The organism is Thermococcus profundus, from assembly GCF_002214585.1.
Taxonomy (GTDB): domain Archaea; phylum Methanobacteriota_B; class Thermococci; order Thermococcales; family Thermococcaceae; genus Thermococcus; species Thermococcus profundus.
In genome coordinates, this window is the sequence record NZ_CP014862.1 from 62,256 (window position 1) to 82,119 (window position 19,864).

General features: G+C 53.4%; 19 protein-coding genes, 2 tRNA genes and 1 other RNA gene. 9 read left to right on the forward strand and 13 right to left on the reverse strand.

What is annotated here, in order from left to right; genetic code table 11:
* Nucleotides 1–70 precede the first annotated feature (70 nt).
* The gene (locus tag A3L09_RS00350) at nt 71–604 is read right to left on the reverse strand and encodes a metal-sulfur cluster assembly factor (protein WP_088857085.1); all 534 of its coding nucleotides are present in this window, start codon (nt 602–604) and stop codon (nt 71–73) included.
* Nucleotides 605–667: 63 nt separating this feature from the next.
* Complete coding sequence (locus A3L09_RS00355) at nt 668–1,408, reverse strand: ATPase (protein WP_088857086.1); 741 nt, start codon at nt 1,406–1,408, stop codon at nt 668–670.
* Nucleotides 1,409–1,517: 109 nt separating this feature from the next.
* Between A3L09_RS00355 and bpsA the strand changes: the two genes are divergently transcribed.
* Nucleotides 1,518–2,573, forward strand: coding sequence for a N(4)-bis(aminopropyl)spermidine synthase (gene bpsA / locus A3L09_RS00360; protein ID WP_088857087.1), 1,056 nt, complete (start codon nt 1,518–1,520; stop codon nt 2,571–2,573).
* A gap of 42 nt (nt 2,574–2,615) precedes the next feature.
* On the opposite strand, the gene A3L09_RS00365 is transcribed toward bpsA, so the two are convergent.
* The 6 genes from A3L09_RS00365 to pyrH form a co-directional block, all read right to left on the reverse strand.
* Nucleotides 2,616–4,346 carry a squalene cyclase gene (locus A3L09_RS00365; RefSeq protein ID WP_088857088.1) on the reverse strand — a complete coding sequence of 577 codons (1,731 nt, stop codon included), beginning with the start codon at nt 4,344–4,346 and terminating at the stop codon, nt 2,616–2,618.
* 44 nt (nt 4,347–4,390) lie between these two features.
* Nucleotides 4,391–6,379 carry a S8 family serine peptidase gene (locus A3L09_RS00370; protein ID WP_088857089.1) on the reverse strand — a complete coding sequence of 663 codons (1,989 nt, stop codon included), beginning with the start codon at nt 6,377–6,379 and terminating at the stop codon, nt 4,391–4,393.
* Between the two features lie 379 nt (nt 6,380–6,758).
* Nucleotides 6,759–7,301 (reverse strand): RNA 2'-phosphotransferase, encoded by a 543-nt coding sequence (locus A3L09_RS00375; RefSeq protein ID WP_088857090.1) that lies wholly within the window; start codon nt 7,299–7,301, stop codon nt 6,759–6,761.
* A gap of 31 nt (nt 7,302–7,332) precedes the next feature.
* On the reverse strand, nt 7,333–9,078 hold the full coding sequence (locus tag A3L09_RS00380) for an endonuclease/exonuclease/phosphatase family protein (RefSeq protein WP_088857091.1): 1,746 nt from the start codon (nt 9,076–9,078) through the stop codon (nt 7,333–7,335).
* A 107-nt stretch (nt 9,079–9,185) separates the two neighbouring features.
* Nucleotides 9,186–10,505 carry an NAD(P)/FAD-dependent oxidoreductase gene (locus A3L09_RS00385; protein ID WP_088857092.1) on the reverse strand — a complete coding sequence of 440 codons (1,320 nt, stop codon included), beginning with the start codon at nt 10,503–10,505 and terminating at the stop codon, nt 9,186–9,188.
* A 156-nt stretch (nt 10,506–10,661) separates the two neighbouring features.
* On the reverse strand, nt 10,662–11,339 hold the full coding sequence (gene pyrH, locus A3L09_RS00390) for a UMP kinase (RefSeq protein ID WP_088857093.1): 678 nt from the start codon (nt 11,337–11,339) through the stop codon (nt 10,662–10,664).
* A gap of 124 nt (nt 11,340–11,463) precedes the next feature.
* On the opposite strand from pyrH, the gene ffs reads away from it, so the two are divergent.
* The 5 genes from ffs (at nt 11,464) to queC (ending at nt 14,169) form a co-directional block, all read left to right on the forward strand.
* An RNA gene (ffs, locus tag A3L09_RS00395) (signal recognition particle sRNA) lies at nt 11,464–11,777 on the forward strand.
* 89 nt (nt 11,778–11,866) lie between these two features.
* A complete protein-coding gene (locus A3L09_RS00400; protein WP_088857094.1) occupies nt 11,867–12,769 on the forward strand; it encodes a dihydroorotate dehydrogenase in 903 nt (300 codons plus the stop codon).
* A 49-nt stretch (nt 12,770–12,818) separates the two neighbouring features.
* Complete coding sequence (locus A3L09_RS00405) at nt 12,819–13,055, forward strand: AbrB/MazE/SpoVT family DNA-binding domain-containing protein (protein WP_088857095.1); 237 nt, start codon at nt 12,819–12,821, stop codon at nt 13,053–13,055.
* Entirely contained in the window at nt 13,043–13,453 is a 411-nt protein-coding gene (locus A3L09_RS00410) for a PIN domain-containing protein (protein ID WP_088857096.1), read from the forward strand. The genes A3L09_RS00405 and A3L09_RS00410 overlap by 13 nt, the downstream gene beginning before the upstream one ends.
* Nucleotides 13,450–14,169: a 7-cyano-7-deazaguanine synthase QueC gene (queC, locus tag A3L09_RS00415; RefSeq protein ID WP_088857097.1), complete on the forward strand. Its 720-nt coding sequence runs from the start codon at nt 13,450–13,452 to the stop codon at nt 14,167–14,169. Before A3L09_RS00410 ends, queC begins: the two co-directional genes overlap by 4 nt.
* On the opposite strand, the gene A3L09_RS00420 is transcribed toward queC, so the two are convergent.
* From A3L09_RS00420 to A3L09_RS00435, 4 genes are read right to left on the reverse strand one after another with little or no spacing between them, the layout of a single operon-like run.
* On the reverse strand, nt 14,159–14,971 hold the full coding sequence (locus A3L09_RS00420) for an ABC transporter ATP-binding protein (RefSeq protein WP_232473546.1): 813 nt from the start codon (nt 14,969–14,971) through the stop codon (nt 14,159–14,161). The two genes, queC and A3L09_RS00420, sit on opposite strands and share 11 nt — an antisense overlap.
* A complete protein-coding gene (locus A3L09_RS00425) occupies nt 14,937–15,359 on the reverse strand; it encodes a hypothetical protein (protein WP_088857099.1) in 423 nt (140 codons plus the stop codon). Before A3L09_RS00425 ends, A3L09_RS00420 begins: the two co-directional genes overlap by 35 nt.
* A complete protein-coding gene (locus A3L09_RS00430; protein WP_088857100.1) occupies nt 15,356–16,141 on the reverse strand; it encodes a hypothetical protein in 786 nt (261 codons plus the stop codon). The genes A3L09_RS00425 and A3L09_RS00430 overlap by 4 nt, the downstream gene beginning before the upstream one ends.
* Complete coding sequence (locus tag A3L09_RS00435) at nt 16,138–17,004, reverse strand: hypothetical protein (protein WP_157727163.1); 867 nt, start codon at nt 17,002–17,004, stop codon at nt 16,138–16,140. Before A3L09_RS00435 ends, A3L09_RS00430 begins: the two co-directional genes overlap by 4 nt.
* A 158-nt stretch (nt 17,005–17,162) precedes the next feature.
* Here A3L09_RS00435 and A3L09_RS00440 point away from each other — a divergent pair.
* The 3 genes from A3L09_RS00440 (at nt 17,163) to A3L09_RS00450 (ending at nt 18,699) form a co-directional block, all read left to right on the forward strand.
* Nucleotides 17,163–17,239, forward strand: a tRNA-Phe gene (locus A3L09_RS00440).
* Between the two features lie 17 nt (nt 17,240–17,256).
* Nucleotides 17,257–17,334 (forward strand) — tRNA-Gly (locus A3L09_RS00445).
* Between the two features lie 513 nt (nt 17,335–17,847).
* Nucleotides 17,848–18,699: a damage-control phosphatase gene (locus A3L09_RS00450; protein ID WP_088857102.1), complete on the forward strand. Its 852-nt coding sequence runs from the start codon at nt 17,848–17,850 to the stop codon at nt 18,697–18,699.
* Here the strand turns inward: A3L09_RS00450 and A3L09_RS00455 are convergent.
* Nucleotides 18,692–19,837, reverse strand: coding sequence for a DUF763 domain-containing protein (locus A3L09_RS00455; RefSeq protein WP_088857103.1), 1,146 nt, complete (start codon nt 19,835–19,837; stop codon nt 18,692–18,694). The genes A3L09_RS00450 and A3L09_RS00455 overlap by 8 nt on opposite strands.
* Nucleotides 19,838–19,864 lie beyond the last annotated feature (27 nt).

A 19,864-nucleotide genomic window follows, 5' to 3' on the forward strand; every position in this document is an offset into this window, starting at 1 on the left:
AACCCAGAGGCAACATCCGTTGAAAAGGGAAGCAATAGAAACTTCGGTGTACATAAAAAATCAGAATGGGTCAGTAGAGACCCAGCTTCTTCTTGTACTCCTCGCTCACCATGTCCGGGCTCCACGGAGGGTCGAAAGTGAGCTCGATCTCAGCGTCCTTCACACCCGGTATCTCGAGTATCTTGTCCTCAACGGCGCGAAGGATCCACATCGTCATTGGGCAACCTGGAGTTGTCATCGTCATCTTGACGTAGACCGTGTTGTCGGGTCTTACCTCAAGCTCGTATATCAAGCCGAGGTTGACAACGTCGATGCCTATCTCAGGATCTACGACCTCTTTGAGCTTCTCAAGGACGAGCTCCTTGGTAAGCTGGACGTTCTCTCCTGTTTCTTTAACCTCTCTCTCCCTGTTGACGGTTATCAGCCCAACGCCCTCGAGCTTTCCTATCTCTGAGTGGAGCTTTATGAGGACGTTGTCAATGTCGGGTGTATCCTTGGCCAGCGTGACCGTTACGTTCCCCTTCTCATCGACCTCGACTGAACGGATGAACTTCTCATCTACCACAGACTTGACAACACTCTCAACCTCTTCCTTCGTGACCACTATTCACCACCTGGCCGGTGTTGGGAAAGACAAATTTAAACCTTTTGGGTCAGAAATGGGTAGCTAGCGGGAGAGAATGTCCATTATCAGCCTTTCGGCCATTTGGGGGGTTAAGGCTCTCGCCCTCGTCTCCCTCAGGACCCGCTGTACGGCGAGCCTCTTTGTCGAAGGGGCTTTTCTGAAGAGCTCCCACAGGAGTGGACAGCCGAACTTAAGGTCGTACTCTCCGCCGATTATCCTTATTACCTCCCCCTTGTCGAGGGCTAGAAACGCCGGGAGGTTGAGGGGCACCAATCCATCCTTTTCATATATCGAGATGAGACCGGAACTCAGCAGATCACCGCTCGCGAGGACTTTTATTCCGCTTTCCCTTGCGTACCTCTCAACGGCACCCATCACAAGGGAGTGACAGCGGCCGCAGATGGGAGCACCCTTCTCGATCTGGGAGCGTACTACCTCCATGTAGCCGGGGACATCAACGAGAACCGCCCCCGCTTCCCGAACCCTTTCCAGAACACGTTCACTCATCTGGGGCAACCTTGCAGTCACCGGGATAACGTCAAAACCGGCCCATCGGAGTATCTTAAGCGCCGCCGTGCTGTCCGAACCGGCGGAGAAGGCTAGGGCTACCTTAACATCCAGAGGGGAGCGGTCGAAATCCTTCCCACTCAGCCTGTACTCAAGGAGATCCCCAAGCCGGGAGTAGCTCCGCTCTCCGATCAGAGCCCTAACCCTTTCAAGGGCTTCGCGGTTGTATTCAAGGCGGTAGCGCTTTACGAAGTCATTCCCCACTGGCTCGATCATCGGTCTTGGTTCCGGATGGAGGCTTATTAAACTTCCGTTTCCGGTGGAAAACCTTAAAAAAGGGCCTTTCCAACGTAATTCAAAGATCAGTTTTCTGGAGGTGCTTGAAATGAAGGAGATAATGGAGAGGGTTAGGGAGAAGACGAGCATCCCCGTTTATGAGAGGACCATAGAGAACGTCCTGAGCGCGATTCAGGCGAGCGGGGACGTGTGGAAGATCGTAGACCTAAGCGAGGAACCCCTGCCGCTCGTCGTTGCCGTCGTAACTACGCTTAGCGAGCTTGGCCACGTTGCTTTCAAAGACGGGAACGTCATCCTCACAGAGAGCGGCAGAAAGCTGGTGGAGAAGTACGGGATAGGCGAGAGGAAGGATTACACCTGCTCCCACTGCAAAGGCAAGACCGTCGAGCTCTCCGCCTTCAGCGACCTCTTAGAGGAGTTCAAGGAGATAGTAAAGGACAGACCCGAGCCTGCCCACCAGTTCGACCAGGCCTACGTCACCCCCGAGACCACTGTTGCCAGGGTGGCCCTCATGCACACCCGCGGGGATCTGGAGAACAAGGAGGTCTTCGTACTCGGAGACGACGACCTGACCAGCGTGGCCCTCATGCTGAGCGGCCTTCCGAAGAGGATAGCCGTTCTCGACATCGATGAGAGGCTCACGAAGTTCATCGAGAAGACCGCGGAGGAGATCGGCTATGAGAACATCGAGATATTCACCTTTGACCTCAGGAAGCCGCTCCCTGATTATGCCCTCCACAAGTTCGACACGTTCATAACGGATCCTCCTGAAACTGTTCACGCCATCCGCTCCTTCGTCGGAAGGGGAATAGCTACCCTCAAGGGGCCCGGTTGCGCCGGCTACTTCGGGATAACGAGGAGGGAAAGCTCACTAGATAAGTGGAGGGAGATGCAGAAGGTCCTTATCAACGAGTTCGGCGTTGTTATAACTGACATCATAAGGAACTTCAACGAGTACGTCAACTGGGGCTACGTCGAGGAGACCAGGGCTTGGAGGCTTCTCCCGGTCAAGGTGAAGCCAAGCTACAACTGGTACAAGAGCTACATGTTCAGGATCCAGACCCTCGAAGGTTCCAAGGGCTTCGAGGAAGAGATAACCGTCGGTCGGGAGCTCTACGACGACGAGGAGAGCTCGACCACCTGAGCCGAGTTCAGCACAGTTTTAGAGGGCCAAAAAAGGCCCTCATCATCTCCTTCTCCTGTTCTCCAGCAGGATCACCGCGTAAAACGCCCCGAGGAGTCCGGCGATAAGTCCTGCGATGGCAACGTACTGCCTTCCCCTCCCCATCCAAGGGCTCTCGGCATGGAATCCCCCCTCGGCAACGGCACCTATGACGAGGGGGTTCTTTGAAGGGTAGATGTAAACCAGGCCATCAAGGCCCACAGTTGAGACTGCCCCCGTGGCATTCCCGATGTACCGTCCATTCTTGATCTGCACTATCGTGGCGTTTTCCATCCTGAACTCCCCGTCTCTTTCTTTGGGCGCGGGAATCTCGGCGTAGATGGCTTTTCTGAGGAAATTCCAGCCACGGGTGTAAAGGGGAGTGTTTACGAGGCCGGCCCTTTCAAGCGCCCAGAGGACAGTTGCGGTGGACTTTATTCCCGAAGGGGCGCCCGCTGTGTAGCCCCAGCCCCCATCCGGCCCCTGCCTTTCTCCGAGGATGTAGAGCGTCTCATTAAGGGCCGCCTCCCTGCCGAACTCCTTGAAGACCATAAGTGCGTAGGCGTAGTAGTACGTCGGTGAGTCGTTGGCGATGCTCGATTCGAGGTACCTCAGGATTGGGGCGTAATCCACGCTGACGTTGAGGGAGCGGAGAACCCAAACCACGTACTCGGTGTTATAAAAGTCCCCCCAGCTGGTTCCGTTGATGTGTGAGAGCAGGTAGCTCACTTCCCCATCATAAGGAGCCCCAGTTTTAGACTTGATGCGGGCTATCTCCGCTATCTGCCACGGCTTCAGGGAACTGTATGTGGAAGAATTTGGAAGCTCCACGTCCATTCCACAGGAAAGGAAGTAGCTAGCGTAAACCACTTTTTCCCACTCAAAATGCAGCTGGGGCTGGATCTTGGAGACATAGGGGCAGGCTATAGATTTCAGACTCTCAAATCCCCAGACTTTTGACGCCTCCATCAGATCCACAGGGTTGTAGCGAAGCGTCCCCCAGAAACCGAAGTGCTCCATTCTAACTAGCGCATCGTGGTACTTCTCATCGCCGGTGGCGTAGAGGAGGAGCGCGGCTTCTAGGGGGTTCCTAACGGCGATATTCCCGGGAACACTGGGGTCCTTGCCGAGGTATGCAAGTGCGAAGTACTTGAACGGACCAGGTTCGGCGGTTTTCAGAAGTCCTCCATCGTGCAGGGCCATCGATGCAAAGGCGATCTCTTCATCTGACTTCGGCTGATGTGAGGAGAGCCACGCCCTTCCCCTCTCAACGGCTTTCTTGACCTGATCTTTAAACTTCGGCAGCTTTGGATCGACGTATTTACTGTCAAGGAACTCCTGAAGGGCGGTAACGGCCACGGCAGTCCCGAGGTAGTCCTCCCATGAGCCGTCTGAATTCTGCTTGAAGATAAGCCAGTAGGCTGCGCCGTTTATTGTATCAAAGTACCTGCCGCGGGCCACACTCTCCCCCCGGATGAGGGCCATCAGGGCGAGACCGGTGAACTTTGCCTCGTGCTCCGCTCCGTAGACCCTCCCCCATGAATCGAAGGGCGTCTTAAGCTGGAGTAGCCATTCACACCCCTCGAGGACGCGGCCATAGTCTCCGACTTTGTAAAGGGCCAGAACAGCAAAGGAAGTCTCGGGAACGGTTGGGGTGTACACATACGGCATGTTTTCAAACTCAGAGGCGCCAGCCGGCACGGAGGATGAAAGGATTACCAGAAGGACGATGAGAGCGAGGGCTCTTGATTTCATCTGCATCACCTCAAAAGAAGAAGGGGAAGGGAAGTTAAAAGACTTCACCCGTAGTAAACCTTGGCGTCGAGCTGGTAGTTGGCGCTCCAGTAGTAGGTGTCGTAGGCGTAGACCACGAAGTACCAGGTTCCAGGAGCTGGATTGCTGTACTCGACGTGCTCGCTCGAGCCGTAGTTCTCCGACCTGTCAACGAGGTTCTGGTTGTTGTCGTAGAGGTAGAGGTCAAGGTCGTCGTAGCTGCTTCCGGTGAGGTCGCCGGTTATCTTGGTGGCGCCGCTGTTGACGGTCATCTGGTGGACGTTGTAGTCGTGGTAGCTGACGGTTCCGGTGAAGGTCTTCTCGTCAACGCTCGGCTGGCTTCCTCCGTTGTCACCGCCGTTGTCTCCACCATTGTTTCCACCGTTGTCGCCGCTTCCGGGCTGGCCAAGGCTTCCGTCGCTTACCACGTCAACCTGGTAGTTGGCGCTTCCGCTGTAGCTGACGACCTTTATCGTCCAAGTGCCGTCAGTCGGGTTGTAGTAGCCAACCTTTTCGAAGCCGTAGTAGGAGGTGTAGGAGTAGTCAACCTGGTTGCCGTTCGGGTCGTAGAGGTAGAGGTCAATGTCACTCTTGGCGTTGTCCCAGTAGAGGGTGGCGGTGACGAAGGAAGCTCCGCTTATCGTGAACTGGTGGCTCTCGGTTCCCTTGTCGGCAACGTAGCCGGTGAAGGTGAGCTTGGAGTAGCTGTCGTAGTGGGCAGCCTTGTATGCGTTAACCCTACCGGCACCGTAGGCGATGTCCGCTATCTCGTCGGGCTTGACTATGTCGGCGGTTTCGATGAGGGCCTTCTTAACCTGGTCTGGTGTCCAGTCCGGGTGGGCCTGGAGGATGAGGGCTGAGATTCCAGCGACGTGCGGGGTGGCCATCGAGGTTCCCGGGGCGGCAACGTAGTAGTCTCCGATAGTGACGTCTGTGAGCTTGGTTCCGCTGGCGCGAGCGGCTATAATCCAGTTGCCGGGAGCGACAACCTCTGGCTTAAGCCTTCCGTCGGCGGTCGGTCCCCTGCTGGAGAAGTCGGTTATAACGTCGTTCTTGTCGACGGCACCGACGGTTATGACCTTACTAGCAGCTGCCGGTGAGCCGACTGTGTACTTGTCGGGACCGCTGTTTCCAGCGGCTACGCAGACGACTATTCCAGCATCCCAGGCGTTGTTGACGGCCTGGCTGAGGGAGTCAGTACCATCGGAACTCTGGCTTGAGCCGAGGGAGAGGTTGATGACCTTTATTCCGTACTTGTCCTTGTTCTGAACCGCCCAGTCAACACCGTTGATGATGTCTGAGATGCTACCGCTTCCCTCTCCGCTGAGAACCTTTATACCAACGAGCTTGGCACCTGGGGCCATACCCTTGTACTTGCCGTTGCTGGCCTTTCCGGTTCCGGCCGCTATGCTGGCGACGTGGGTTCCGTGGCCGTTGTCATCGTAGGGAGTGCTCTTTCCGTTGACGAAGTCCACCCATCCGATAACCTTTCCCTGGAGATCCGGGTGGGAGGCGTCGATACCGGTGTCGATGATGCCGATTGTTATTCCTGAGCCGTCGTAACCGAGGTTCCACATGTTGGTTGCCATGACCTGGGCTGCGGACTCGTCGAGGCCCTCGGTGTCAACGTTTATCTGAACTTTGTAGTCCTCCTGGACAAACTGTATCCCCGAGATGCCAGCGTTACCAAAGCCAGAGATCTCCATAAGCTCGCTGGCGGGCATTTTAACGGCAAGTGCAGGGATCACATGGTAGTTGTACTTGATTTTGAATCCCCTGGCTTTTAGGAAGTGCAAAGCGCGATTCTTTGCCCCCTGGTCGTGGAACATTATGATAACCGCAACCTCCTGGTTCGAGTCAAGATGCTGCACCTTCTTGAAGAGGCTCGGACTAAGCAGTCCATAGTCCTTGGGCCCGTAGGCGGAAACTGGATGGGGAACAGGGACTGCGGCCACTGTCCCAGCCAATATGGCCACTACAAACACTGCAATTAAGGCCCCATACGCCTTCTTCATCTTTTATTCACCTTTGAATATTTTTTTAGATCCGGGAACATTTCCCATCATTTCTGTCCCAATATGAGCACTTGAGAATTTTTAAGTATTTTCGTGTGGAGTTGAAATCAGAATATCCTTTGATAGAGGTCACCAAAATGCCAGCCCAAATAAAGAAGACAAAGGATATATTTTTGCCCCTACGGAAACAATAGTGAATACAACAGGAAACAGCGATTCAAAATCATGTAACCAAAAAAACACAGGCTCCCGCCACCAATCAGTGACTAAACAGAGGTCGTAGTAAGTTCTAAATTCAAACTAAAGTTCAATAAACAATTCGATATTCGGTCGAAATGCACAAAACTAGACAGCCTGAGAGTGAACAGAAGTGCGCAGTTCAATTCCAGAGTATTATGCACTCCTGTGGCACATTTTCCACTATCCTCACATTCTTCCCGGCTTTGTATATCTTGAGCCCCTTCTTTCTCAGACAATCGGCGTCTATCATGAGGAGAACGACATCCCTTCCGTGTCTCATTCCCGTTTCCAACGCTTCAATCCGGTCGGTACTCAAGTGAACGTACTGGCGTTTCATTGGCTTCAGACCTTCCCTTAGAATCGACTGCAGGTTTCTCCTTGGCGTTCCGTGATACAGAATGCGGCTTTCAGTATCCTCTTCGTGATCCAAGCTGACGGGATAGCTGTGGCCGTAGCGGGCCCTAATTCTCGCCCCTCTAATTTCGTAGCGACCCTTTGGATCGTTCTCAACGATTTCCCTGACGAATTCTTCGGTGACATATGGATAAACAGTTTTCAGTGCAGTGACAAGTCCGTGGAGAGAAACGAACCCTTCCACGTCCGGTTTGAGTCCAAACTCCTCCGGCGAGTGCCTCAGGATATAGGCCATCAGCTTGCTTACCCTCGTCCTCTTTGATCCCATAGTAAAAAGTTGGGGAGAAAAGCTAAAAACCTCACGGAAGCTCCACCAGAGCCCACACCGGCCTGTGGTCTGAAACCTCCACGTCACAAAGGCAGCCGTAGTCTTTAATTTCAGCCGGCCAGTTCTTCTTAAGCAGGATGTAGTCTATGTTCTCTTTGTCCCTGACGCCGTTCCTCTCCCAGAGGAAGGTGTAAGGCGGCCTCTGCTCAAATGCATCCCTGTACTCGCGGGTGAGTATCTCTATCGCTTTCTCGTCCGGCTCGGCGTTCGTGTCGCCGAGTATTATCTCCGCTATGGGTCCGCTCTCCGCGAACTTGAGGAGCTCCTCGGCCTGCATCGCCCTCTCCTCTTCGCTCAAACCCATATGGACGTTCACGAGGGTGAGACCCAACTCCTCGAAGCTAACCTTCTGGGCTGGCCTGGCCTGACCGACGCTCTTGAGGTTGAGCTCGCCCTCCGTCTTCATGTGCCAGTGGGAGAAGACCGCTATTCCGTAGGTGCCCTCCACTGCAGGCTTGTACTCGTAAACGTAGCCGAGGTAGGCCGAGAGCATGAGCGGGACGTCCTGGTAGCCGTTGCCTATCATCCCACCGACGACCTCCTGGGACGCCCAGATGTCAGGTTTCTGTTCTTTTAGGAGATTAACAAGCTCGTAGCCGTTGAACTTCCCGTCGTAAGGCCCGAAACCCTGGTGGACGTTGTAGGTCCAGATGAGAACCTCTTTTTTGGCCGGTTCGTAGACCGGAGAGGCGTTGAAGATGGCTAGGACGATTATAGAGGCCAGGAGGAGGCCCCCGAGGGAAGCCGCTATCTCCCTTACGCTTGGAACCCTGATCTCCACCGACTTTCCATAGGCGCTCATGGCGTAGACTACGGATGCCGCAAGGATGAGGGCCTCAAGCCTGTCCTCCATGAAAGCTAAACCGATGTCCCTGCCCACATAGGCCCCGAGGGCAAGGGTCGCGACCAGGAAGAGATAGACCGCTCCGATGACTCCTCCCCTGCTGCCCTTGGAGCTTTCGACGAGAGCTATTGAAGATGCCAGCGCAAGCGGGAGGCCGATTAAAGCGGCCGGCCTTACGAAGAGCGCCGCAGAGCCAAGGATCAGCAGGAGTGCGGCTATGCCAGGCTTTTTGCCCAGATATGGGCCGAGGAGGATAGCCAGTGCGACGACGAACGAGAAGCCGACGAACTGTGGGAGGTAGTAGACGGTAACTCCTGAGTAGCGCATGATCGCGTTGGGATATATGAGCCCCAGCTCAATCAGTGCCGCGAATGCGTAGAGGCCGAAGCCGGGCTTCTTGAACGTCCCGGGCTCCTTCCAGAGGGCGTAGGCTCCAAGGAATATTAGGGCGGCGAGGATAATCCTGGTGTGGGGAAAGTCAATAGGCTCGCCACCAACGGCAAGGACGCGGAGGGTTAAGTCGGCCACGAGGCCAAATGCGAGGTACTTAGCGTCGAGTTCCTTAACGAGGGCCAGGGCTATTGGAATCGTGAACGCAGCTATCAGGTGGGTGTATTCGGTGGCGTCCGTGAGCAGCGCCGCCAGGGCGTACGCAGCCATTATGGCCGCACCGGTCTTCCGGCTCATCCTGCCAACGAGGAAGGCCGCTATGATAAATAGCACTATTCCAAGCCCAGACGGGAAGTTCATGCCGTAGAAGAAGGTCTTTTCAAGGCTGGAGTATGCACCGGCCACAAAGACCCTCAGAGAGGATGCCAAGAGTATTCCAGTACCAGTCCCGAGCAGGATTCTATCCCCTTCACTGATCTTCATACCATCACCTAAAACCCAGGTTGTTGGGAAGACACTTAAACTTTGTTGATGTTTCAACTGCCAAGAGGAACGAGGAGAAAAAAAGTAAGACAAACACCCAAATTACCTCAGCGGAACCTCCTCTGCGCCATCTCGGCCGCGACGGTTATCGGGTCGATGGTCGGGCTTATCGGCGGTGCGTAGGCGGTCTCAAGGTAAGCAACGTCCTCAACCGTTGCACCTTTCTGCGCTAGGGCGGAGAGCGTCATTATCCTACCCCATACGCGCTCGCCGCCGACTATCTGGCCGCCGATAAGCCTCCTGTCGGACTTTCTAAAGATCAGCTTGACGGTTATGGGCTTTCCTCCGGGGTAGTACTCAGGCTTTGTAGAGCCCCTGAACTTTCCAACGACGACATCTATTCCTTCCTTCTTTGCCCTCTCTTCGGTGATTCCGAAGGTGCCGATTTCGAGCCCAAACAGCTCGGTTATGGCCGTGTTGAAGACGGGCCTGAAGGAGACGTCCTTCCCCGCTATGTGCTCCGCCGCCACTTTTGCCATCCTCACCGCTGAAGTTCCGAGCTGGCTGAGCGTTCTCTTTCCTGTTACCGCATCTATGACCTCAGCACAGTCGCCTATCGCGTAGATATCCGGGTCACTCGTCTGGAGGTGTTCGTTAACGACTATTCCGCGGTTCACTTCTAGGCCCGCCTGCCTGGCAAGGTCAGTGTTTGCCCTAACGCCGGTGGCAACGAGAACGAGATCAGCAGGAATTTCATCATCGCCTATTTTAACTGCCTTAACCGGGCTTCCAACTATCTCGCTAACGCCTACTCCAAAGCGGAATGAAACGCCGTGGCTTTCCATCTCGGCCTGGACTAGCTTTGCCGTGTCCTTGTCCAGCATGGTTGGCATTAGACGGTCCATCAGCTCGACGACGAGGACTTCCATGCCGAGCTTGACAAAGGCCTCGGCACCCTCAAGACCTATAAGCCCAGCGCCGATAACTATGGCTCTCTTCGGCTTCCTCTCCGCTATGTAGGATTTAATTCTGCGCACGTCGTCGAGGCTCTTGAGGGTGAAAACTCCTTTGTTCTCAACTCCCTTAATCGGCGGAACGAAGGCCTTTGAACCTACGGCCAGAACAAGCTTATCGTAGGAAACCTCACCCTTATCCGTGATTACGACATTCCTCCCGAGGTCTATGGCTTTAACCTCCGTTTCCAGCATCATCTCAATCTTCTGCTTCTCGTAGAACTCTTTCGGGAAGACGATAACATCCTCGGGCTTCTCAATCGTGCCGCTTATGACGTGGGGGAGAGCACAGGGTGAATACTGCATCGTTGGTTCCTTTCCTATAACTGTAATCTCTGCCTTTCTGTCGAGCTTGCGCATGAAGAGGGCGAAGTTGCTTCCGGCAGTACCAGAACCAACAACTACGATTTTCATAGACACCACCGGAGGGAGAAGGAAGGGGAGGTATAAAAGGGTTGGCTTGAAAACTACAGGTGAATCTTGAAAAGAATCCTGAATTGTTTTGCGAAGGCTACAAGTTTTGTCGGGAACTTTAACTTCAGCAATATGGGTGGAAAAGAGCTGAAAACCTCACGGCTCCACAACGGTTCCATTATGCTTTCCCTTCACGACGTCGAAGAGGTGGTAAGCGTCCTTCTTGCCAACGATGTAGGTCTTTATCCGGCCCCTCTGGATGAACTTTGCAGCTAGGGCATCGACGACGCCGCTTCCGCCGGCCTTGCTCTCGGCCTCCATGGCTATATCAACCAGCTCTTCAGGCGTTATTCTGTCGAGCTTCCTCGCATTCTGGTTCTTTCTGGGATCTGAATCGTAAACACCATCCACGTTCGTCACAACGACGAGAAGATCCGCCTGAAGGTATTCAGCTAAGAGAGCAGCCACAGCATCAGTGGTGTGGCCGGGGTGGGTTCCGCCCATTATCGGTATCTTCTTGAGCTGGATGACCTCCCACGCCTTCCTGAAGTCCTGGACGACGAATGGGTAGGCTTTTTCGCCAAGGGCAGCGATGAGAAGCATCGCGTTTGCCCTCGTGATGTGGATTCCTATGTAGTCCTTGAATGTCTCGTTGGGCGTGAAAGTCTTAGCCGCGTGGATGTACTTCCTGGCGACTTTTCCACCGCCGACGACAACCGCTACCTCGTGATCCTCGCTTATCTTGACGAGCTCGTACGCTATCGCTTTGATGAAATCGATGTCCGGGTCTTCAGGGACGAGAACCGAACCGCCTATATCGAAGACTATCCTCATGATGACCCTCACTGTGCTAATCGGATTGATTTATAACCTTTTTCTTGACTGAAAGATGGCAAACTCTGACGACCGTTCCCTCTAACCAAACCTTTATATATCCGGTCTCAATAACTACTCCCGGCGGCGGGCTAGGCCGGGGGGTTCGGCGTCCCCTGCAACCGGAAACCGTCGATATGCCGGGGCCGAAGCCCGGGGGGCGGTTCCCAAAACCGCGCCCGGAAGCCGGGGTGCAACGGTGATCCCTCGTCCCGGGGGGCCGGCGGTGGGCGGGGTCCGGCTGGAGGGCCGGGCTAACGCCCTTTGCCCGCCGAACCCCGCCAGGCCCGGAAGGGAGCAGCGGTAGGCGGGACGTGCGGCGCTCCCGGGGTAGCGGGGGTGAGCGAGCCCCGGTGGAAGGGCGCGGCGGAGGGTTCCCACCCCCGGGCGCGCCCGCCGCCACTAGAGAACTTTTTCTAACAAAGCCTGATGCGTGGAAAGCAAAACCTTATTAGCGGAGTTGCTCCTTTTGCTCCAGAGGTGTTCATATGGCGAGCCTTAAGGTCGAGCTTTTCGGAATCAAGTTCGAGAACCCGCTCATTTTGGCATCCGGGATAAACGACAAGACCCCCGAGCAGTGGATAAGGGCCCACGAGGAAGGTGCGGGCGGAGTAGTGACTAAATCAATTGGAATCGAACCGAGGAAGGGCTACGACAACCCCACGATAGTAGAACTCCCCTACGGCCTGATAAACGCGATGGGCCTACCGAATCCGGGCTGGAAGCGCTTCATTGAGATGGTTGAAGGTCACACTTTCGACTTCCCGGTCATCGTGTCCATATTTGGTGGAACGCCTGAGGAGTTCGCCTTTCTCGCGGAGAAGCTGAGCGGTGTTGCTGATGCATTCGAGCTCAACCTATCCTGTCCGCACGCTAAGGGCTACGGCATGGAGATAGGCCAAAAGCCAGAGAACGTATATGAGGTCGTCAAGGCCGTCAAAGATGCTACCGACAGGCCTGTCATAGCCAAGCTCACACCAAACATCGACGACATAACCAAACTCGGTTTAGCAGCTGAGAAAGCTGGTGCCGATGCGGTCTCGGCCATAAACACGCTGAAGGCAATCGCCATAGACGTCTACGCCAGAAAGCCAATACTGAGCAATAGAGTCGGAGGCTACTCCGGACCGGGTGTTAAGCCCGTAGCTTTGAGGGCAGTTTACGACCTTGCGAAAACCCTTGACATTCCCGTAATTGGTATCGGGGGAATAACAACCTGGCAGGACGCGGTTGAGTTCCTTTTGGCCGGTGCCTCAGCTTTACAGATTGGAACCGCTGTCTCTCTCGGCGGCTGGAAGGTCTTCAGGGAGATAAGCGAGGGGATAGAACGCTACCTTAAGGGAGAGGGCTTTTCGAGCGTGGGAGAGATAGTAGGTCTGGCGCTGGAGTGAGCGAAAGAGTTATCTAGTAGAAAAGCCTACTATACTATGGTGAACTACTATGCCTCTGACGAAGGTTACCCGCAACTACCAGATAACGATTCCGGCTGAGATAAGAAGGGTTCTTGAGATAAAGGAAGGGGAGTACCTTGATGTCGAACTCAGGGGAGACGAGATAGTGATTAGAAAGGCCCAACTTGAGTGGCCAACTCTCGACCTTGGAAGAGACTTCACCCCAAAGGAGATAGAAGTAAACACTAGAAAAGCACTCATGGAGGCTTCCAAATGGGAAGAGTAGCCGTCATTGACACGAACGTTGTCCTCTACTCCATTAATCCCAGCTCCAAAAGATACGAAGAGGCAAGAGGACTAATAAACTCCCTTGATAAAGCTGTGTTGCCAGCTATCGTCGTGTACGAGCTTATCTGGAACCTAGCAGTGGCTGGAGTTTCGCCTAAAGAAGCAGAGAAAACCGTCTCAAGAATCCTCCTAAATGAGCGGGTTACCATTGTCGATGACAGAAAGTATCTCCTCCAAGCTTTTGGCCTCTTTGGAGACCTCAACCTGAAACATTATAATGACTCCGTGATACTGGCAATAGCAAAAGAAACCGGAGCCCTAGCGACCTATGACAAAAAGCTTAGAAAGAGGGCCCGAAAACTCGGCATTAAACTGCTCCCGGAGGTAGAAGAATGAAGCGCGCGGTAGTTCTCTTCAGCGGGGGGCTTGACAGTACTGCCTGCCTTTACTGGGCGAAGAAGAACTACGATGAGGTCATAATGCTCACGGCCAATTATGGTAGCAACGAGGAGAGGGTAACTAACAGGGTGGCAGAGTTCTTTTCTAAGGAGTTAAACGTCCCTCTCAAGATAGTCAAACTGGACTTCCTCGAGGAGTTCTCCAAGTTGAGAGGAACGACGCTCGTCGGCGGGGAGACTCCGAAGGTTACCGGAGAAGAGCTTGAGGACATGGACGTTGCGCAGAAAACCGCCAAGAGCGTCTGGGTTCCAGCTAGAAACGTCGTCCTCATAAGCGCTGCTGCCTCGCTCCTCGATGCGCTGGGTGGTGGAGACATAATAGTCGGCTTCAACGCCGAGGAAGGGGCCACTTTTCCAGACAACACTCCGGAATTCGTCGAAAAGATGAACGAGATGCTCAGGTACGGCACGATGGCCGAGGTGAAGGTCGTTGCACCGCTCATAGATCTGGACAAAAAGGGCATTGCAAGGCTTTTGAAGGAGCTGAACGCTAAGTACGAGTACTCCAACTCCTGCTACATGCCGAAGGGCTTCACCGAGGACGGAAAGCCGATTCACTGCGGCGAGTGCGAGAGTTGCGTGAGGCGCCACCGCGGACTGATGGAGGCCCTTGGAGAGGACAGGACGGTTTATGCAGTGGAGCCTAAGATTTAGACCCCTCTCTCAGCAGTTCGATTATTGACTCCTCGATGCCAGCGCACTCAACTTCCCTGGGGTCTTTACCTTTTCTAATCAGCTCGACGGCCCTTGTGAGATCGTTCTCCACGGTTTCGTCCTCAAAGATGAAACGGACCTTTTTGAGAAGCTTAACCGCTTTCCCCACTGGGTTGGCTATGACCTTTCCTCCGTAGAGAACCACGAGGGAGTCTATTTTTGGGAGATTGTCGAAGACGTGGGAGACTACAACAACGCTTATGCCGCGCTCCTTCTGAACGGTCTGTATTCCCTCCATTATCTCAGTCTTGGCAATGATGTCCACGTTGCTGAAGGGCTCGTCTAGAAACACCACACGCGGATACCCTGCGAAGGCCACGGCAACGAGGAAGCGCCTCTTGTAACCCATTGAAAGCTCTCCAAACCGCCTTTTTCTTACGGATTCCAGGCCAAAGAGTTCAATTAAATCCTCCGTGTTGTCTTCCCCCCTGTACTCAGCGACCTCCATTAAATACTCCCCAACCTTAAGCCTCGGGTGGAGCACGGGCCTCTCAAAGGCGAAGCCAGCCTTCTGAAGGGGATATTCGGGGAGAGGCTTTCCCTCTATCCTCACCTCGCCGGAGTCCGACCTTATGAGCTTGGCAATGATCTTTATGAGGGTGCTCTTCCCACTACCGTTTGGGCCAAGTATGTACGAGATGCCCTCCGTAAGTGTGAAGGTAACGCTGTCGAGGGCTTTAACAGCGCTTTTTTCCCGTCCGTAGGTTTTACTCAAGTCCGAGACCTCTAAAAGCTGACGCAACGGCAACACCTCCGACGAGACCGAGAAGGAGGAACTTCACAACAGTGCCCTGCCCTATCTCAGGTTCAATCCTTACGTAAACGTCTTTGTCTATTGGCCCGATGTAATCAAAGTAAACCCCCCTTAAGACAACGTGCACTTCTCCAGGCTCTTTTAGGATCCCGTCTGCAGTTACCACCTCACCCCTGGGTGTAAATTCTACCTTATAGAGCCCCGACGTGTCTAAGGGGATGCTTTCTCCTATGGCCCTGCACTGATCCGGGATATGGAGGTTTACAGGTTCCCACTCCCTTGAAACACCCTCCAAACTCGAACTGTACGTGAGGACAAACACCAGAGAAAGGAGTGCGTATGAGATCAAAAATATCTTAAATAGACCCATTCTCATCCCAAATCCCTCCTTTCAAAGACCACATATGCTCCAATAAGAAGGAGGGGCAACAAAATCGTTCCAGAGAGAGCATAGGGAGACAGACGGGTTTTGAAGTCCAAGAATATCCAGAAAAAGACGTTGTTGTAGGGCATGAAAAGCTGTCCCACATTTTTCTCTGTCATTGACAGTAGAACAACCCCTACAAGGGCAAGGATCGCGGAGGCGTGGTCGCGAAGGAGTGAAAGGGCGAACATTGCCACGGCCACACCCCACAGTGCGGCACTGAAGAGCACTACCACTAGAGCCGCCACCCCCCTCGTGCCCGGATCAACGGTGTATGTGCTGAACATGAACTTCAGGAGGGGAGCAAGAACGACGGAAAGATACGCCGAGTAAACAATAAGAACCTTTGAGTATTCAATCAGGGCCCTTCCCCTTGACCCGGCCAGCACTACCACGTTGACTATGTCCCCGCTTGAGAGTGCCCTGCCGAAGGTGTAAACAGCGAAAGTTCCCGTTAGAAAGAACACTGCCAAAAGACCCCATTGGAGGGTCTCCGAAAACGCCTTCAGCTGGACTTCCGAGAGCTTTGAAAATAATAAAGCCGAGTCCGAGGAGAACCGAGACAGAAGATCCTGGGAAAGATTGCAGGGTACGATCTTCTCAAATGAGGCGAGTCCGCTGGGAGAGTAGGAGGTTATCTTATTCCACATTAAGAGGTACACAATCGAAGGGGTAAGGATTATAAGGAGGATAACACCGGAATCCTCCCTCAGCCTGCTTCCGAGCCACTTCATCTCCTCACTCTCCACAGGATTATTCCGGCTATCACTAAGATGAGGGCACCGGCCAAGTACCCTGTCGGGTTATCCTCATCAAACCTACTCCCGACCCGGGCTCCGAGCAGCCTTGCCGTTTTTTCTGACTTGACAATGCCCCCAAAAACTTCCACGGAGCCGTTCAAAATCCCGAGGGGATCACCGGGATAAATGGCATGAACTCCAATGACATAATGGTGGTAAAAATCCGCATCGATTATAGGAACCACCTGAGAATCAAAACGTATGCATTTCATCACAGTTGCATTCACCTCAGAACAAGAGTAGATCACAGTGTCCCTCCCCTTCACCGAATAAGAGGGACCAAAAGCCATATCAGCGAGAGAGCCGTTATATGGAACGTTTTTCCACAGAACTTCATCGGCATCTTTTTTAACAACTGCTTTTTCATTGAAGTGATAAGTGTACTTAAACTGATCATCACAAACATAAAATGGGAAGAACGCTGTATTGTTGTTAAGGACAAAAGAGTTTGTATTCCTGTCAACAGTAAACGTCTTCTCCAAGGTCATGTTTACGGTAACATTCCTCCCATATGCCCGAGTTATTAAGTATTCTATTTTTATTACACATCTCTCCTGTGTTCGGCCTATCACACTCACGTTAGTTATTAAAGCATGGTAGCCAATACTTCCTAGGAGATATCCACTCCCGTTCCACTCCACAAGGCTCGTGCCTATACTATACATCGCCTTAGGGTGATCAGCCTCGCTTTTGTTCACCGCGACTCCGTAGTGAGCACTTTGAGTAACCAAACTCAAGGAGACCACAAGTAAACCAATGAAAAAGAGGGAAAAGACACGAGATGACCACATTTTCATCACCACTCTTATTCGGTTGGCACATCTGTGTAGGCTGGAATGGATGTTGTGATTAAAAAACTTTTCCATGTTGTATTTACATGTTCCTGACAATAGTAAAACCCTCAGAAGACACCGCAAGATTTATAAATTAGCTCCGGCCTTTTATCTTTGGACGTGGGGCGGTAGCTCAGCCTGGGAGAGCGCCGGACTGAAGATCCGGGTGTCGGGGGTTCAAATCCCCCTCGCCCCACCACGTTCTTGAATGGCAGCGCGGTGGTAGTCTAGCCTGGTCTAGGACACCGGCCTTCCAAGCCGGTGACCCGGGTTCAAATCCCGGCCACCGCACCATTCAGCCCTTTGCTCCGCAAAGCGCTGGCGGAAAATTCTTAACTGTATCTTCCGGAGCATTCTCTTAGTGAATGCCCTTCTCATACTTCCGGGTTTTCAGTGATTCTCCCGCTCCAATTGGAAGTTTTAACGAGGTTTAATCACACTATAACCCCCAAAGGGCGTTAAAAAGAAAGAAAACCCGCACTCCTCTGCTCATTTAATAATAGAATCCTCCATTATCGACCAATCTCACAAGAACATTCAAGCTTTTGGTGAAGCTTTTCCTAAAAGCTTCAGCGCCGCTTTCACTGTCGTTCAACCGTCCTCAACGGATGGCGGAAAATAACGTACTCTTCTAAAAATTCAAGATCTTTAAGGGTCTACTCGCTATTTTTCATTCCAAAGCCGTTGCCCTTAACAAGGCATCCAAAGACGAGAAATGAGGGCAACTTAACTAGAAATCAACACAACGATAAGCCAACTACCGCTGAAGTTAAAAAGCCGCGTCTCCCAGCTCCCCCGGTGGTGGGAATGAAAATCCACTACGAGTGCTTCTCCTGCGCCGCCAACCAGTGTCAGAGGATAGTTGAGATGGGAACTGACGATCCCGAGCTGAGGAAGAAAGGGGTAATTGAGGCCGCAAAGCTGATGGCGAACATCAACGAAAACTCCGTTCCAGCCGTCTTCGGAAGTGAGGTCTTCCTCGGCGTTTATAGAGCGATAAACAACGATGACCCCTTCAGGGAGTACAAGAAGCTCTCCAACAGGCTCGCGGAAAAGGTCGTGAAAGACCTTGAAAAGGAGGGGATAAGCCTCAAAACGGCCCTAAAGCTCGCCATCATCGGAAACGTGATAGACTTTGCGGTCGGCTATTCTCCAGAGAGGATCGAGGAGGACGTTAGGGCAATGCTAAACGAGGATCTCCACGTCGACCACTCGGAGGAGCTCTTTGAAGCCATCAAAAACGCGGAGACCCTCCTATACCTCACGGACAACTGTGGAGAAATATACTTCGACAGGCTCTTCATAAGGAGGATCAAAGAGGAATTTCCACACCTTAAAATCTACATAGCCGGCAAAGAAGGTCCGATAATAAACGATGCAACCGTTGAAGACCTGAAGAATGCCGGCTTTGAGGAGCTTGGAGAGGTTATCTCAACGGGCACGAGGATCGTAGGGGTTCCGCTCGAGGGGGTTTCAGAGGATTTCAAGGCCGTCTTTGAGAGCGCCGACGTGATAATAGCCAAGGGTCAGGGCAACTTCGAGACGCTGAGTGAGATAAAGGACAAGAGGGTCTTCTACCTGCTCAAGGCCAAGTGCAGGCCAATAGCGAGGGAGCTGGGAGTGCCGCATGGGAGTATGGTTTGCCTGCGGGCTAGGTAGGCCTTTTCTCCCCCTCCGGGAACTTCCAGTTCTTTGTTATTTTCGTCACGTTCCTCACAAGGGCCTTTTCTTGGGGGTGCTTTGATACGAGCTCCTCAAGGAAAGAAATAAGCTCGTCGTAGGCGGGTTTATCTATCGGGAAGGGCACCCCGTCCTTCCCTCCCACGGCGTAGGAGAACTTGAACGGATCAGGCGGGTGAGTTACCGGGTCCTTCCAGCTCGGATGAACGTCGTAGACCAGCTCAAGAACCAGCGAGAGCGCCCTGAGCGTGCTTGGCCCGAGGCCCTTCAAAAGCAGAAACTCCTCGTAGTTAGAAACGCTCAGCTCTCTCGCGAACTCTAAGGCCCGTTTATTGAGCTCGAACCTCCCGAGGCTCTCGTAGCGCTCTATCACATCCTTCTCCCACGGCTCCCTCGGCTTGTAGTACACCAGCGGCCGGTAGCCCTTTGCTATTGCCCTCAGGCTTTCAAGCTCCCTCTCGATTTTAGTTGGCTTTTCCTGTACCACGTCGAGGAGCGTCCTCTGGAACTCCTTCGCTTCCTTCGAGACGGTGTTGAGGGCGAACTCCCTCTGCAGACCGGCGATGGCCTTGTGGGGGTCGAGCGTGAATGTCTCGGCATCAAACCAGTGGAAACGCCTTGCCATCCTCTCCCTTTCGTTCATACCCTGCTGTATAACCGCCCAGTTGCCCTCTTCATCCAGAAAGAAGACGTGATGGTAGAGCTGGTAGCCAGTCTGGAGTGCTACCGTGTCAACCTTCGCAACGAGCCGGGAAGTCCTCACGTAGGGCTCGGGGTCTAGGTCGTAGAGTCCTGCTATTCTCCTCAGCTCCTCTGGAGTTGCCCTGCTCTTCTTCCCCTTCCCGCCGGCCGCTTTAACACCGAGCTCCTCCCTCCAGAGGGCGTCCTTTATCATTCCAGCGGTTACGGTAGTAGAGCCAGAGGAGTCCCAATCCATGCCTATAACGTTGTTGAGTGCCTGGAACCAGATAGGGTCGGAGAGCCTCTCCAGAAGACCCTTCGTGCCGTACTCATCCACCGCGAGAAGGAGGACTAAGCGCGTTAGTTTCCTCATCCTTTGTGCGAGCCAATGTGGGACATGCCCGCCGTGGAGGGGTAAATCAGCGACGTTCCTCATTGGACCATACTTACAATTCCAGCGTTT